14 protein-coding genes and 2 pseudogenes are annotated in these 15,248 nt (G+C 51.6%); all 16 read left to right on the forward strand.

The features are described 5' to 3' along the window. Positions 1–25: 25 nt before the first annotated feature. The 16 genes and pseudogenes from murD (at position 26) to DXA97_RS06295 (ending at position 15,235) form a co-directional block, all read left to right on the forward strand. Positions 26–1,381 carry a UDP-N-acetylmuramoyl-L-alanine--D-glutamate ligase gene (gene murD, locus DXA97_RS06230; protein WP_118718955.1) on the forward strand — a complete coding sequence of 452 codons (1,356 nt, stop codon included), beginning with the start codon at positions 26–28 and terminating at the stop codon, positions 1,379–1,381. Between the two features lie 94 nt (positions 1,382–1,475). Further along, positions 1,476–2,527, forward strand: a pseudogene (locus DXA97_RS06235) (putative peptidoglycan glycosyltransferase FtsW). 81 nt (positions 2,528–2,608) lie between these two features. Beyond that, the gene (gene murA, locus DXA97_RS06240; protein WP_243107575.1) at positions 2,609–4,027 is read left to right on the forward strand and encodes a UDP-N-acetylglucosamine 1-carboxyvinyltransferase; all 1,419 of its coding nucleotides are present in this window, start codon (positions 2,609–2,611) and stop codon (positions 4,025–4,027) included. Further along, positions 3,984–4,163 carry a hypothetical protein gene (locus tag DXA97_RS21955; RefSeq protein WP_347561479.1) on the forward strand — a complete coding sequence of 60 codons (180 nt, stop codon included), beginning with the start codon at positions 3,984–3,986 and terminating at the stop codon, positions 4,161–4,163. The genes murA and DXA97_RS21955 overlap by 44 nt, the downstream gene beginning before the upstream one ends. Continuing rightward, a complete protein-coding gene (locus tag DXA97_RS06245; RefSeq protein WP_347561480.1) occupies positions 4,157–4,633 on the forward strand; it encodes a hypothetical protein in 477 nt (158 codons plus the stop codon). Before DXA97_RS21955 ends, DXA97_RS06245 begins: the two co-directional genes overlap by 7 nt. Before the next feature lie 152 nt (positions 4,634–4,785). After that, positions 4,786–6,039 carry a cell division protein FtsZ gene (ftsZ, locus tag DXA97_RS06250; protein WP_118718957.1) on the forward strand — a complete coding sequence of 418 codons (1,254 nt, stop codon included), beginning with the start codon at positions 4,786–4,788 and terminating at the stop codon, positions 6,037–6,039. A 247-nt stretch (positions 6,040–6,286) separates the two neighbouring features. Beyond that, on the forward strand, positions 6,287–7,171 hold the full coding sequence (locus DXA97_RS06255) for a sigma-E processing peptidase SpoIIGA (RefSeq protein ID WP_118718959.1): 885 nt from the start codon (positions 6,287–6,289) through the stop codon (positions 7,169–7,171). Then, positions 7,168–7,907 (forward strand): annotated as a pseudogene (gene sigE / locus DXA97_RS06260) (RNA polymerase sporulation sigma factor SigE). Before DXA97_RS06255 ends, sigE begins: the two are co-directional and overlap by 4 nt. Continuing rightward, positions 7,900–9,060, forward strand: a complete 1,161-nt coding sequence (locus DXA97_RS20765; protein ID WP_243107576.1) for a stage II sporulation protein P — start codon at positions 7,900–7,902, stop codon at positions 9,058–9,060. The pseudogene sigE and the gene DXA97_RS20765 overlap by 8 nt, the downstream one beginning before the upstream one ends. A 109-nt stretch (positions 9,061–9,169) precedes the next feature. Next, entirely contained in the window at positions 9,170–10,984 is a 1,815-nt protein-coding gene (lepA, locus tag DXA97_RS06270; RefSeq protein WP_118543482.1) for a translation elongation factor 4, read from the forward strand. Then, positions 10,977–11,696, forward strand: coding sequence for a coproporphyrinogen-III oxidase family protein (locus DXA97_RS21960; RefSeq protein ID WP_347561481.1), 720 nt, complete (start codon positions 10,977–10,979; stop codon positions 11,694–11,696). Before lepA ends, DXA97_RS21960 begins: the two co-directional genes overlap by 8 nt. Beyond that, positions 11,693–12,226, forward strand: coding sequence for a hypothetical protein (locus tag DXA97_RS21965; RefSeq protein ID WP_347561482.1), 534 nt, complete (start codon positions 11,693–11,695; stop codon positions 12,224–12,226). Before DXA97_RS21960 ends, DXA97_RS21965 begins: the two co-directional genes overlap by 4 nt. Before the next feature lie 170 nt (positions 12,227–12,396). After that, a complete protein-coding gene (locus DXA97_RS06280; protein ID WP_118718961.1) occupies positions 12,397–13,257 on the forward strand; it encodes a family 10 glycosylhydrolase in 861 nt (286 codons plus the stop codon). Positions 13,258–13,334: 77 nt separating this feature from the next. Next, a complete protein-coding gene (locus DXA97_RS06285) occupies positions 13,335–13,667 on the forward strand; it encodes a hypothetical protein (RefSeq protein WP_118718963.1) in 333 nt (110 codons plus the stop codon). Between the two features lie 31 nt (positions 13,668–13,698). Next, complete coding sequence (locus DXA97_RS06290; protein WP_118718965.1) at positions 13,699–14,223, forward strand: adenine phosphoribosyltransferase; 525 nt, start codon at positions 13,699–13,701, stop codon at positions 14,221–14,223. 139 nt (positions 14,224–14,362) lie between these two features. Continuing rightward, on the forward strand, positions 14,363–15,235 hold the full coding sequence (locus DXA97_RS06295; RefSeq protein WP_118718967.1) for a YdcF family protein: 873 nt from the start codon (positions 14,363–14,365) through the stop codon (positions 15,233–15,235). The last annotated feature ends 13 nt before the right edge of the window (positions 15,236–15,248 follow it).

Here is a 15,248-nt window from a genome sequence, read left to right on the forward strand (position 1 = left end):
TATCGAAGGACAGGAGGTATATGAGATGAGTCAGAAAGTATTAGTGGCAGGTACCGGAAAGAGCGGTATCGCAGCAGCAAAGCTTCTTCTCGCCATGGGCGGCGAGGTTGTGCTTTACGATGGCAACGACAAGCTGGACCCGGAGAAAATCAAGGAAAATTTTGAGGAAGACGCAAAGGTTACGATCGTATTAGGGGATCTGACAAGACCGGACCTGTTAGGGGTGGAGCTTTCTATCATCAGCCCTGGAATCCCGTTAGATGCACCGTTTGTCCCGGTCCTGGATGAAGCAAAGATCCCAATCTGGAGTGAGATCCAGCTTGCCTACCATGTAGCGAAGGGAAAACTCATTGCTATTACCGGAACCAACGGAAAGACAACGACCACGGCCCTGACCGGGGCCATTATGAAGACCTTTTTCGACGAGGTGTTCGTGGTAGGAAATATCGGTATCCCGTACACGGAGGTGGCGCTGGACACTACCGAAAAATCCGTGACGGTGGCAGAGGTTTCCAGCTTCCAGCTTGAGACTATCATGGATTTCCACCCGAATGTCAGTGCAATCTTAAATATCACCCCGGACCATTTAAACCGTCACGGGACCATGGAAAATTATATTGAGGTAAAAGAGCGCGTGGCTGTGAACCAGACAGAGGATGACTGCATTGTGCTGAATTACGATGATAAGGTTCTCCGCGAGTTTGGCGAGAAGAAGGAGTTAAAGCCGAAGGTGTTCTTCTTCTCCAGCACCCAGACCTTAAAGGAAGGCATGTACTTAGATGGCGATACCATGATCTATGCGCATGACGGCAAGAAAGAGGAAGTGCTCAATGTAAAAACGGATATGCAGCTTTTGGGCAAGCATAACTATGAGAACGTCATGGCAGCAGTGGCCATGAGCATCCGCATGGGTGTGCCGATGGACTGCATCCGCAAGGCAGTTAAGGAGTTCAAGGCGGTAGAGCACCGCATTGAGTTTGTTCTGGAGCGCTCTGGAGTCCGCTATTACAACGACTCCAAGGGAACCAACCCAGACGCTGCGATCCAGGCAATCCGCGCAATGCCGGGACCGACTGTCCTGATCGCGGGCGGCTACGATAAGCACAGCGAATACGATGAGTGGATCGAGGCGTTTGGCGGTAAGGTAAAATATCTGGTGCTGATCGGCCAGACCCGCGACAAGATCGCAGAGTGCGCAAGAAGCCATGGCTTTACCGACATCATGTATGCGGAGGATATGCCGGAGGCAGTGCGTGTCTGTGCAGCCTATGCCAATGCGGGGGACAATGTCCTCTTATCCCCGGCCTGCGCAAGCTGGGGCATGTTCGATAACTACGAGCAGCGCGGCGAGATTTTTAAAGAATGTGTAAGAAACCTGTAGGAGGAGGATTATGGCAAAGAAGAACCGGCCGAAACGGTTTTATGATTACAGCCTGCTGTTCTGTATCATATTTCTGATGGTATTTGGACTGGTCATGATCTACAGTGCCAGTTCTTATACTGCGCAGTTAAAGTTTAACAATGCCGGCTACTTTATGATGCGCCAGTTAACCTTTGCGTTGATCGGTCTGGGTGCTGCCTGGTGATCTCTAAGGTGGATTATCACTGGTACGCCAGACTGTACAGGTTTGGATACTTTATCTCCTATGTGCTCATGATCGCAGTAAGCCTTGTGGGAAGAGAGGTAAACGGAAAAAAACGATGGCTTGGAGTTGGTTCTTTCAGTTTCCAGCCAACGGAGGTTGTAAAGATTACCCTGATTGTATATCTGGCGGTCCTGATCACGAAGATGGGATCTGAGATTAACGACTGGAAAAAGGTGATGAAGGTTGGCCTGCTGCGTGCACTTCCGATCGCAGCCATTGTTGGGGCAAATAACTTAAGCTCCGGTATCATTATTGTCGGAATTGCGTTTGTGATGCTGTTTATAGCGAGCCGCCATAAGGTGCTATTTTACGCAGGCGGTATAGCTGCAGCTGTGGTGGTTGCAATAGCCGGACCACTGGCAATTTTGCTGGAGAAGATCAAGGTGTTAAAGCCGTACCAGTTAAGCCGTATTCATGTGTGGCTGTCCCCGGAGGCATATCCGATGGATGGCGGCTACCAGGTGCTGCAGGGCCTTTATGCGATCGGCTCAGGTGGTTTGTTCGGAAAAGGGCTGGGAGAGAGTATCCAGAAGATGGGCTTTGTGCCGGAGGCACAAAACGATATGATCTTTTCCATCATCTGTGAGGAGCTTGGCTTTTTTGGGGCACTCTGTGTGATCATGATCTTCCTCTTTCTGATCTCCCGCTTTGTGCTGATCGCGAACAATGCGCCGGATCTTCTGGGGGCGCTGATCGTAGTAGGGGTTATGGCACACATTGCGATCCAGGTCATCTTAAACATCGCGGTAGTAACCAATACGATCCCGAATACCGGAATCACGCTGCCGTTCATCAGCTACGGAGGTACATCTGTTATCCTGCTGATGGCCGAGATGGGAATGGTACTTGGTGTGTCGAACCAGATCCGTCTGGAGCGGTAACCAGAGAACCGGAACGTACATAAGATAAAGCAGGAAGTATTTGTTTGCGGCTTTAGCTTATGCTACAGGAGGGATCGGCGGGTGTCTGTGCTTCGGATAGAAGGGTTACACAGTCTGGATGGAACAATAAAAATACAGGGTTCTAAAAATGGGGTGCTGCCGGTCATGGCAGCATCTCTTCTTCATAACGGAACCACGGTACTGGAGCATATCCCCAAAATACAGGATGTTTTCTGTATGTTGGGGATTTTGAACGCTCTGGGGGCAGAGTGCAGGATGGAGGAGGAGCGCCTCATCATTTCGGCAGGCTCCATAGACAATACAAAAATACCGGCAGAGCTTGCCGGGCAGATGCGATCCTCTGTGATGCTTCTCGGGCCTCTTCTGGCACGCTTTGGAATGGCAAAAAGCAGCCTTCCGGGCGGCTGCCGCATCGGAAAACGGCCGGTGGATCTTCATATCCGCGGGCTTGAGGCGCTGGGAGCAACTGTTCTGATAAAGGATGATGAGTTGTCTGTGCAGTGTCCGGGAAAGGGCCTTACGGGAACAAGGATACAGCTTCCGTACCCGAGTGTGGGAGCCACGGAAAATATTCTGATGGCTGCAGCTGGGGCAGAGGGGGAGACGGTTCTGCAAGGCGCAGCCAGGGAACCGGAAATTGTGATTCTCTGCGACTTTCTGAATGCACTTGGTGTGCCGGTGGAGGGGGCGGGAACACCAGTGATCCGCCTAAAGGGAAAACAGTCCCTTCACGATACGGTTTTTGCACTTCCGGGTGACCGGATCGTGGCAGGCACCTATGTGGGCGCTGTGCTGTGTGCGGGTGGCAGTGTGTTTCTAGAGCATGCTCCGCTTGACCATATGGGGAAAACCCTGTGGGCAGCAAAGCAGATGGGAGCCAGGCTGAGCCCTGTGGAAAACGGGATCTGGGTTGTCTGTAAGGAAAGACCACGGCCGGTAAAGCTGGAAACAGGGCCATACCCGGAGTTTCCGACCGACATGCAGTCGGTGATGCTGGCGGCGGCCTGTCTTGCGGATGGAACCTCTTACATCCGTGAGAACGTATTTGAGAGCCGGTTTTGCACAGCAAAGGAATTGCAGAAACTCGGTGCCCATATTATAATAGAAGATAAACTTGCGGTTGTGTGTGGTGTGCCTTTGCTGCGTGGAGCGCAGGCAGAGGCAGCGGACCTGCGGGGCGGTGCTGCCCTGGTGGTGGCCTGTCTGGCAGCGGAGGGGGAGAGCCTGGTTTCGGGCTATGGGCATATCAGCGCGGCTACGAGGATATCAGCCGGGATCTGGCGGCTGTTGGGGCGCGGATCTCGCTGGTCTGAACCTGTGAAGGGACGACAGTATACGGAAATGGGAGAGAAAACAGATGGAATATGGATCCGGCAAGAGAAAAAAAAGAATTCTGTTTGCGGTTGTGCTCCTGCTGCTGGTACTTGCAGCAGCTGTGTGCTCCGTAAAGCTTCAGGAGATTACGGTTACGGGAAATAAAAACTACACAGAGGAGCAGCTGGTCGATCTGGTATTTCCGGATAATGCGAGCCGGAGTACGGTACTGTGCTATCTGCGGGAGCACTTTGGCAAGCATGAAAAGATTCCTTTTGTAGAGGACTATAGCTGGTGCTGAAGGGCTTTCGCAAAGCAGAGATCATTGTATATGAAAAAAGTGTCGTTGGCTACGTGTCCTACATGAGCAGCTATATGTATTTTGACAAGGACGGTATCATTGTGGAGAGTGCCAGCCAGAAACTGCCGGGGATTCCCTGGATCACAGGACTGAAGTTCGGTCACATCGTTCTTTACCAGAAGCTGCCGGTAGAGAGTGAACGGGTTTTTGAGGAAATCATGAACCTGACCCAGATCCTTTCTATCTATGACCTGAGCGTGGATAAGATCCAGTATAATACACTGGGGGAGGCAACACTTTATCTTGGTGATATTGAGGTGATCTTAGGAAACAATGACGGCTTGAATGGAAAGATCGCAGAGCTCAGTGATATGCTTCCGAAGCTGGAGGGCAGGAGCGGGACCCTTTATCTCGACAGCTACGACGAGACCAGGACAAATCCGATGTACACGTTTAAGCCGAGAAATTAGTGTGCCAGGACACATTCTTTTTAAGTTTTTTGCGAAAAAAACGGTTGCTATTTTGAAGGAAATCACCTATAGTATTATCTAGACTAGTTTTTGATATAATGTTACAAAACTGTTACAAAAGGCCAATGAAAGAAATTAAGGAGGAATCAGTCTTGTTAGAGATTAAGATAAATGAAGCGGAAAACTCCGCGAAGATCATTGTGATCGGTGTCGGCGGTGCCGGCAACAATGCAGTAAACCGCATGGTTGACGAGGATATTGCGGGTGTGGAGTTCATCGGCATTAATACAGATAAACAGGCACTGCAGTTCTGCAAGGCTCCGACTGCCATGCAGATCGGTGAAAAGCTGACCAAGGGCTTAGGCGCAGGCGCAAAGCCGGAGGTTGGACAGAAGGCAGCAGAGGAGAGCTCTGAGGAGATCGCCCAGGCGATCAAGGGCGCGGACATGGTATTTGTTACCTGTGGTATGGGTGGCGGTACCGGTACCGGTGCAGCTCCGGTCATCGCAAAGATCGCAAAAGATATGGGCATCCTGACTGTTGGCGTTGTAACCAAGCCGTTCCGTTTCGAGGCAAAGGCACGTATGAGCAATGCCCTGGCTGGAATCGAGAACTTAAAAGCAAGCGTAGATACCCTGATCGTAATCCCGAATGACAAGCTCCTTGAGATCGTTGACCGCAGAACCACCATGCCGGATGCATTAAAGAAAGCAGACGAGGTCCTTCAGCAGGCAGTACAGGGAATCACCGACCTGATCAACGTACCGGGTCTGATCAACCTTGACTTCGCAGATGTACAGACCGTTATGACTGACAAGGGCATCGCACATATCGGCATCGGACATGCTAAGGGCGATGACAAGGCAGTTGAGGCAGTAAAGCAGGCAGTAGCAAGCCCGCTGTTGGAGACCACCATCGAGGGTGCTACCCACGTGATCATCAATATTTCCGGCGATATCAGCCTTATCGAGGCAAACGAGGCTGCAAGCTATGTTCAGGAGCTGGCTGGCGATGATGCAAACATCATCTTCGGTGCTATGTACGATGAGAATGCACAGGACGAGGCTACCATCACCGTAATCGCAACCGGCCTGGATGCACATGCAAACACTCCGGTTAACAAGGCTATGGCTGAGTTCGGAAAGATCAGCCCGAAAATGCCGTCCGGATTAAACTTACATACCCAGACCACAGGACGCAGCGTTGCTGCTGCTGAGGCAAGTGCAACTGCTGCAAAGGCAGCTGCCCCGCAGCTCCATACCCAGGCTTCCACTGTGAAACCGGTTCAGACCCAGACTGCACAGACTGCAGCTCCGGCCCAGGGAGCACCGGTAAGCCAGGGCTCTTACCGTCCGTTAAACCAGACCCAGATCAACATTCCGGATTTCTTAAAGAATAAGCGCTAAGAATGGAATGGCTTGTCTGACACAAGTATGTGCAGGAGACAAAAATCGACAAAGGCAGAAGACCATCTTTGGTTTTCTGTCTTTTTTTGTCGTTCAAAAATGGAGTTTGCCTCTGTCCGTTTGACAAAGTTTTTCCTTCAGAATGATTATAATGGGGAGCATGGATCCATGAAAAGCGTTTGCTGCTATTTGCGCAATGCACAAACAGTAATGCAAACAGCGTTCCGTACATCGGAGGAAACGTAGCATGAGTGAAATCCTGTATCTGGATCTGTTTTTTCTGGTGAACCTGGCTGCAGATCTATATCTGCTGGTCCTGACCGCGGTGCTGGGAAAGGCGTGCACATGGAAAAGGGCAGGGAGATTATTGGGGGGAGCGGCAGCAGGGGCTGTCAGTGCCTGTGCGCTGGTGTTCCTTCCAAAACTGCCGCTCCTGCCATGGAAGCTTCTGGAGCTTATGCTTCTCTCCTGGCTCATGCTCCGCATTGCTTTTGGGGCATGCAGCCGGGCGGAATGGTTCCGGCGCCTTTTAAGCCTGTGGATGGCAGCAACCCTGACTGGCGGCATCTGTTCGCTGCTGGAGCCGGTGGCCGGAAGAACTTCCAGTGCAGTCTGGGAGCTTACTTCCTGGTCCCTGCCGCAGTTTGGCAAAGACCTTGGCGTTGCTGGAGGTGTACTTTTTGGGGGTGCCAGGTTTTTACGGCAGGGAGAAGTGTTCCGGAATAACCTGTACGAGGTAACGCTGTATTACCGGGGGCGGACAAAGACGGTTCTGGCCCTGCATGATACCGGAAACCAGCTCTATGAGCCGTATGGGCACCAGCCGGTCCACGTTCTGGAGAAACGTGCCTGCGGGGAGCTTTTAGAGGAAGACTGCCAGGTCTTATATGTTCCGTTTACCTCGGTGGGTAACAGCCATGGGATTTTGCCGGCAGTCCGTCTGGACCGCATGGAGGTCAGGCAGAAGGGAAAGCTGGTCTGGGAGCTTGAGCGGCCATGGGTGGCACTCAGCGGGGAAGCATTATCACCACACAACCGGTATGGGATGCTTTTACATGGAGAAATATCGCAGGGCAAGATTTTTTGCCCCAGGCATCATAATATGGAAAGACCCGGGAGGATGGAAAAGTGATCGTAAAAGTTTCAGTACCAAACCGTTTTCAGTTTAAGGCAGTTCCTTCATTTACTACCATGCTGTGGCAAAAGAAGGGCGAGGTTCATTATATTGGAGGGGCGGACATTCTTCCGCCACCGCTGGAAAGCAAAAAAGAAGCAGAGATGATCGCGCTTCTGGGAACAGAGGGGGAAAAGGCAGCCAGATCGGTTCTGATCGAACATAATCTGCGTCTGGTGGTTTACATAGCAAAGAAGTTTGATAATACGGCAGTGGGCGTGGAGGATCTGATCTCCATCGGAACCATTGGCCTGATCAAGGCGATCAATACCTTTAACCCGGAGAAAAACATCAAGCTGGCTACCTATGCCTCACGTTGTATTGAGAATGAGATTTTGATGTATCTTCGCCGGAGCAGCAAGACAAAGGCAGAGGTTTCCATCGATGAGCCGCTGAATGTGGACTGGGACGGAAATGAACTGCTGCTTTCGGATATTCTTGGGACCGATGACGATGTGATCTACCGGGGCCTGGAGGATGAGACCGAGAGACAGCTCTTAAAGAGCGCCATTGAGAGCTTAAGCCGCGGGAGAAGACGATCGTGGAATTACGGTATGGGCTCAAAAATACGGAAGGGGAGGAGATGACCCAGAAAGAGGTAGCAGACCGTCTGGGAATTTCACAGTCGTACATTTCCCGTCTGGAGAAAAAAATCATGAAGCGGCTGAAAAAGGAAATCGTCCGGTTTGAATAGTCTGGTCCTCTGGATCCTGCGCACGCTGCTGGCACTGTGTCTTCAGATCCGGTATCCGGCAGTGCGTTTTTGTGAGGAAAGGCCTGTGCGCAGGGATCCTTCTTATGAGATATACGAAACCTACAGGTATGCGTACAGGCAGTACGGATACCTGTTTGCGCTGTCAGAAGACCCAAAAGCAGCAGGTGACGGGAGCTTTTCTGATACAGAAGTGTTGCCAGACGGGGCAGATGGGAGAACGCAAGAAAACAGCACAGCTGCTGTGGCTGGCGAAGCTTCTGCATTCAGGGCTGGTGCTACGGGAAGTCTGGCTGGCGCAGACAGCAAAAATGCTACAAATGGCGAAGCTGCTGTTGATGAAGGAAGCAGCGCGGCCAGTGCACAGGTGGAAGCTGCGGAGCGTTCCCGCCTCCAGGATTACGATTACCTGATGAAGCATTATTTCAGTGTACACGCATCCACGACAGCGGAGCGGAGCCTGATGACGGCAGATACGCTGCTAAAAACAGATCTCAAGCTGGAAAAACACCCGGATGAGCCCCAGATCCTCATCTACCATACCCATGCCAGCGAGACCTATGCCGATTACGGGCCGGAGCATCCCGATGCGACTGTGGCAGGAGCCGGAGCATATCTGGCCCAGCTTCTCTCAGAGCGGGGCTGGAATGTCATCCATGACACCACAGCGTATGACCAGAAGGAGGGAAAGCTGGAGCGTAGCCGGGCCTATACCTATGCGCTGGAGGGAATCCAGAGAATTTTGCAGGAGCATCCGGGCATCGAGGTGATTTTGGATGTACACCGGGACGGTGTAGCAGATTCGGTGCGTCTGGTACAGAAGGTTTCGGGGAAAACAGCGGCACGGATCATGTTTTTCCAGGGAATGAGCCGGACACCGGAGGGGGAGATCGCCTATCTGCCAAACCCGTATCTGAAGGAAAACCTGGCATTTTGCTTTCAGATGCAGCTGGCCTTAAACCGCTATCCGGGATTTACAAGAAAAATATATTTAAAGGGGCTGCGCTACAACCTGCATTTGAGGGGACGGTCTTCCCTGATTGAAGCCGGAGCGCAGACCAACACCATAGAAGAAGCCAGAAACGCCATGGAGCTGCTGGCGGAAGCCATCGATACCGTCTTGCAAGGGACTTGAAAAAATGTTATTATAATAAATTGACGAATTGTCTCCATTCTGTATGGGACAGAAACAAGAAACAAAAACTGGTTTTATACGTTTTATTTTATTTGGAGGAAATCAATACATGGCATCAATGGACCAAAGCAAGATCCGTAATTTCTGTATCATCGCCCATATTGACCACGGCAAATCCACTCTGGCAGACCGCATCATCGAGATGACCGGCCTTCTGACCAGCCGTGAAATGCAGGCGCAGGTACTCGATAACATGGACCTGGAGCGGGAGCGTGGAATTACCATCAAATCCCAGGCAGTCCGCACCGTTTACCGTGCAAAAGACGGAGAAGAATATATTTTTAACCTGATCGATACCCCTGGACACGTCGACTTTAACTATGAGGTATCCAGAAGTCTGGCTGCCTGCGACGGTGCGATCCTTGTCGTGGATGCGGCACAGGGAATCGAGGCACAGACCCTGGCCAACGTTTACCTAGCCCTGGACCACGACCTGGATGTGTTCCCGGTCATCAACAAGATCGACCTTCCGAGTGCAAGGCCGGACTGGGTCGCAGACGAGATCGAGGACGTCATCGGCATTGAAGCACACGATGCACCGCGCATTTCTGCGAAGACTGGCCTGAATGTGGAGGATGTGCTGGAGGCGATCGTTCACAAGGTCCCGGCACCGGTGGGCGATCCTGAGGCACCGCTTCAGGCGCTGATCTTTGACTCGCTTTATGACCCGTACAAGGGTGTTATCGTGTTCTGCCGCATCAAAGAGGGAACCGTAAAGAAAGGAACCCGTGTCCGCATGATGGCAACCGGAGCCGAGGAAGAGGTGGTTGAGGTTGGTTATTTCGGCGCAGGCCAGTTCATTCCGTGCGACGAGCTGAGTGCCGGCATGGTTGGTTACATCACTGCCAGCATTAAGAATGTAAAGGATACCCGTGTGGGTGATACCATCACCGATGCGCTGCGTCCGTGCGCAGAGCCGCTTCCGGGCTACAAAAAGGTAACCTCCATGGTATACTGCGGACTTTACCCGGCAGATGGTGCAAAGTACAATGACCTGCGCGATGCATTAGAGAAGCTTCAGTTAAACGATGCATCCCTGTTCTTTGAGCCGGAGACCTCCATTGCCCTTGGCTTTGGTTTCCGCTGCGGATTTTTGGGACTTTTGCATCTGGAGATCATCCAGGAGCGTCTGGAGCGGGAGTACAACCTCGATCTGGTTACCACGGCACCGGGCGTTGTGTACCGTGTCCACAAGAAAAACGGCGAAATGATCGAGCTGACCAACCCGTCCAACCTCCCGGACCCGACCGAGATTGAGTATATGGAGGAGCCGATCGTCAGTGCGGAAATCATGGTTACCACCGAGTTTGTGGGTGCCATTATGACACTGTGCCAGGAACGGCGCGGTATCTACCATGGTATGGAATACATTGAGGAAACCAGGGCACTCTTAAAATATGATCTCCCGCTGAACGAGATCATCTACGATTTCTTCGATGCGTTAAAATCACGCTCCAGAGGCTATGCTTCTTTCGACTATGACATGAAGGGCTATGAGACCTCTGAGCTTGTGAAGCTGGATATCCTCATCAATAAAGAGGAGGTGGATGCCCTGTCCTTCATTGTACATGCAGATTCCGCCTACGAGCGCGGCAGAAAAATGTGCGAGAAGTTAAAGGAGGAGATCCCGCGCCACCTGTTTGAGATTCCGATCCAGGCAGCGGTAGGCGGCAAGATCATTGCCCGCGAGACCGTAAAGGCGATGCGCAAGGATGTCCTTGCGAAGTGCTACGGCGGCGATATCTCCCGTAAGAAGAAGCTTCTGGAAAAACAGAAGGAAGGAAAGAAACGAATGCGTCAGGTGGGCAATGTAGAGATCCCGCAGAAGGCATTCATGAGTGTTCTGAAATTAGACGATGAATAAACGAGAACTGGAACTTTATATTCACATTCCCTTTTGCGCCCGCAAGTGCTCTTACTGCGATTTCTTATCCTTCGCAGCGCCGGAGCGGGTGTACCGGGAATACATGGACAAGCTGATCGAAGAAATCTGCGGTCAGGGCCCGAATTTTCAGGAGTACCGTGTGTCCACCATTTTTGTGGGCGGCGGTACTCCGTCGATTCTGCCTGCTGACCTTATTATGGAGCTGTTTGCGACGCTCTCCGAGAATTTCGATATCGCACTGGATGCAGAGGTGACTCTGGAGGCCAATCCGGGAACGCTTACCATGGAAAAGCTGGAGGTTTACCGCCAGAGCGGCATCAACCGCCTGAGCATCGGCCTGCAGTCTGCCGATGACAAGGAACTAAAATACCTGGGGCGGATCCATTCCTACGATTCCTTTTTAAAGAGCTACCAGCGTGCCAGACAGGCGGGCTTTAAAAATATCAATGTGGATCTGATGTCGGCACTTCCGGGGCAGGATGTACATTCCTGGAAAACTACGTTAAAAAAGGTCATGATGTTAAAGCCGGAGCACATTTCTGCTTACAGCCTGATCATCGAGGAGGGAACTCCGTTTTTCGAGCGCTTTGGTGAACCGGAATGTAAAAGGGCCTGCTTTCCGGTGGACAGCAGGAAAACAGTAAAAAGCCGGAAACAGCATCCGAGGTTGCGGCACGGGCAGCGGTTATGACACTGCCGGATCTTCCAGACGAGGACACAGACCGGGAGATGTACCACCTGACCAAAGAGATGATGGCGGCTCAGGGATATGAGCGTTATGAGATATCTAATTACGCAAAAAAGGGCTATGAATGCCGCCACAATACCGGTTACTGGACCGGGGTGGAATACCTGGGCCTGGGACTTGGGGCTTCCTCCTACACTTATGGCTACCGCTACCACAATACAGAGGACCTGCAGGAATATCTTTCCCTGAATCTTTACGAGGGCGGAGCGGCAGCACGGGATATCGAGGAGCTTTCCCTCGAAGACAAGATGGAGGAATTCATGTTTGTGGGCCTGCGCATGATGCAGGGCGTTTCCGGCAGTGAATTTCTGGAGCGTTTTGGCCTGAATATGTGGAATGTTTACGGGGATGTATTAAAAAAACTGGAACAGCAGGGGCTCATTGAGGTGGAGGCACCTATGGTCCGCCTGACTGAGCGCGGCATCGATGTCAGCAATGTGGTCTTAAGCGAATTCCTTATCGACCGGGAGTAGTGCATTGCCTATAGTTTTTCTTAAGGATTGCTTTATATTTGTTTTGTTGTTCTTTTCGCTGTCCTTTGCTATACTATTATAAAAATAATAATGGAAGAAAAAGGAATGCGGGAGTGCGGAAACAATCCCGTTTTGCGATGCCAGAAGCTGTGGCATCCGGGAGGATTTGAATGCTGATACAAAAGAGAGATACAATATGTGCCGGAAAGCACTTTTCTGTTTTCCGGAGGGCAGTATGTCTGGTGCTTACAGGGCTTATGCTCCTGCAGACAGGACTGCTCACTGCCTTTGCTGCACCATCGGCTTCGGTCATCCGTTCTGATGAGATGCGGGGCGTATGGATCTCCTATCTGGACTGGGAAAGACTCCCGGCAGACCAGGAATCCTTTAAGCGGGAAGTCGATAAGATGATTGACCGCTGCCTGGAATTAAAAATGAATGCGGTGTTTGTGCATGTGCGTCCTGATGCGGATGCGGTGTATCCGTCCGCATATTTTCCGTGGTCCCGCTTTGTGACGGGCACCCAGGGCCAGAACCCGGGGTACGATCCACTGGCGATCTTTGTGAAGGCTGCGCACAATAAAGGGCTGCAGTTCCATGCCTGGATTAATCCGTACCGTGTGACCGGATACCACAATACCTGGGAGCAGGTATCGGATCAGAATCCGGCGAAAAAGTGGCTGACCGATGCGGACCCGTCCAATGACCGCTGGGTATTAAAGCAGAATGGCGCCTATTATTTTAATCCGGCGATCCCGCAGGTCAGGGAGCTGATCATAAACGGGGTGCGGGAGATCGCGCAGAAGTATACAGTGGATGGCATCCATTTCGATGACTATTTTTATCCGGAGGTGGACAACTCCAATGCCAGCCGCTGGTTTGACAAGCCGGAGTACGACGCTTCTGGCAGCAGCCTGACCATTGCCCAGTGGCGGCGGGAAAATGTCAATGAGCTGATCCGCGGCGTGTACCGTGCAGTCAAGGAGGCTCGTCCGTCGGCCAAGTTTGGCATCAGCCGGAGGGGTATGTAGACCATCTGCGCAGTGACAACCGCCTGTTTACCGATATTGACACCTGGCTGTCCCACGACGGGTATGTGGATTACATTATGCCGCAGATTTACTGGGGTTTTGAACACCAGCTTTCCAATGGAAGCCCGGCACCGTTTGCTTTTGAAAATAACCTGAAGACCTGGATCAGCCTGGTAAAGAAGGGCCATGCAAAGCTCTATATCGGACTTGCCATGTATAAGGCCGGGAGCAATGCGAGGGACAACACCGGAATCCCGGAATGGAAGCGTTATGACAATATCATAAGCCGGCAGGTAGAGGCCGGCCGGGCCAGCGGTGCAGTAGCCGGGTACTGTTTCTATGAATATGGCTCCTTCCAGGAGGACATATGCCAGAAGGAAGTGAAGAACCTGTTAAAGGTATTCCGATAAAAACAAGTGAAAAGAGAAGAGAGGTTGACCGATGAAAAAATTAGAGGATTATGTAGTAAGTATTCCGGATTTTCCGGAGCCGGGCATTATTTTCCGCGATGTTACATCCATTCTTCAGGATGCAGACGGACTGGCTCTGGCCATTGACAGCATCCGTGACATGATAAAGGATCTCGACTACGACGTTGTGGTCGGTCCGGAATCCCGCGGATTTATCTTTGGCGTGCCGGTTGCTTATGCAGAGCATAAGAGCTTCGTGCCGATCCGCAAGAAAGGCAAGCTGCCGAGAGAGACCATCACTGCAAAGTACGATCTGGAATATGGTTCCGCAGAGATCGAGATCCACAAGGATGCCATCAAGCCGGGACAGAAGGTCGTTGTGGTCGATGACCTGATCGCGACCGGAGGCACCACCGAGGCTATCGTAAGCCTGGTCGAGCAGCTGGGCGGAAAAGTCGTAAAGCTCTGCTTCGTTATGGAGTTAGCTGGCTTAAAGGGACGTGACCGCCTCAAAGGATATGATGTGGAATCTGCAATCATCTATGAAGGAAAATAAATGTACCCGTGCGCAGCAGTATTTTTGAATTCAGCAGATGCGCCACTGGTACCTTTGCGATACGCAATGGAATAAAAAGGCCGTAGAAATCCGCTGTCTGGCGCTTTGCTGCGGCCTAAACATGATGTGAGGTGAAACAATGTTAATATGGGTCTTCACTGCAGCTGCAGTGCTTTGCCTGGTGTACTACGGGATCATCGTAGTGTATGCAGGCTTTGGCACGTCTTTTGCAGTGCTATGGCTTTTGATCGCTGGATTCTTTGGTACGACTGCGGCAGGAATCCATTTCTACCAGAAGTATCCGGAGCGGGTGCCGCTCTGGCTTCCGGTTTCCTTTGTGACCCTGTGTGCATCCGGTCTTATGATCCTTTTAGTCACGCAGATCTTAATTTTTGGCCGGATCCCGGCGACGGCAGAGCCTTCCCTGGATTATGTGATTGTGCTGGGCGCTAAGGTGAAGCCGGACGGAACGCTGAGCAAGACCTTAAAGCTGCGGTTAGATAAGGCGCTGGAATACGCAAAGGAAAACCCGGAGACCATACTGGTGCTTTCCGGCGCAAAAGGTGAGGATGAGCCATGCCCGGAAGCAGAGGCCATGGAACAGTATCTCTTAGGGCAGGGAGCCGCTGCAGAACAGCTTTTACTGGAGAAGCAGTCCTTTAGTACGGTAGAGAATCTGGCCTACAGTAAGCTTCTGATCGAAAACAGGGAACAAAAGCTTTTGCAGGAGCAGAAACGAAAGACAGAGGCAGAGAAGCTTCTTCGTGCACCCGGAGAACCAGAACTGCAAAAAAATGGTAAGGGAGCGCAGGAGGAGATATCTGCGCGGCCTGTGCGGATTGGGGTCCTGACCAGTAATTTTCATCTCTGCCGGGCAGGAATGATCGCAAAAAAACAGCATTATGATATGATTTACGGGATTGCATCGGAGGCTGATAAGGTTCTTCTGGTGCATTTTTCCCTGCGCGACGGCATTGCTTTATTAAAAGACCGCCTGATGGGCAATCTATAGAGGAAAGCAAGAC

The organism is Clostridium sp. OF09-36, assembly GCF_003481985.1.
Taxonomy (GTDB): Bacteria; Bacillota; Clostridia; order Lachnospirales; family Lachnospiraceae; genus Brotaphodocola.

What these genes read in the sequence shown, in the direction of transcription:
- DXA97_RS06295 (WP_118718967.1), top strand. Translation starts at nt 14,363, where the DNA reads ATGTTAATATGGGTCTTCACTGCAGCTGCAGTGCTTTGCCTGGTGTAC.
- DXA97_RS06255 (WP_118718959.1), top strand. Translation starts at nt 6,287, where the DNA reads ATGAGTGAAATCCTGTATCTGGATCTGTTTTTTCTGGTGAACCTGGCT.
- murD (WP_118718955.1), top strand. Translation starts at nt 26, where the DNA reads ATGAGTCAGAAAGTATTAGTGGCAGGTACCGGAAAGAGCGGTATCGCA.
- DXA97_RS06280 (WP_118718961.1), top strand. Translation starts at nt 12,397, where the DNA reads ATGCTGATACAAAAGAGAGATACAATATGTGCCGGAAAGCACTTTTCT.
- DXA97_RS21965 (WP_347561482.1), top strand. Translation starts at nt 11,693, where the DNA reads ATGACACTGCCGGATCTTCCAGACGAGGACACAGACCGGGAGATGTAC.
- lepA (WP_118543482.1), top strand. Translation starts at nt 9,170, where the DNA reads ATGGCATCAATGGACCAAAGCAAGATCCGTAATTTCTGTATCATCGCC.
- DXA97_RS06285 (WP_118718963.1), top strand. Translation starts at nt 13,335, where the DNA reads ATGCCGCAGATTTACTGGGGTTTTGAACACCAGCTTTCCAATGGAAGC.
- DXA97_RS21960 (WP_347561481.1), top strand. Translation starts at nt 10,977, where the DNA reads ATGAATAAACGAGAACTGGAACTTTATATTCACATTCCCTTTTGCGCC.
- DXA97_RS06290 (WP_118718965.1), top strand. Translation starts at nt 13,699, where the DNA reads ATGAAAAAATTAGAGGATTATGTAGTAAGTATTCCGGATTTTCCGGAG.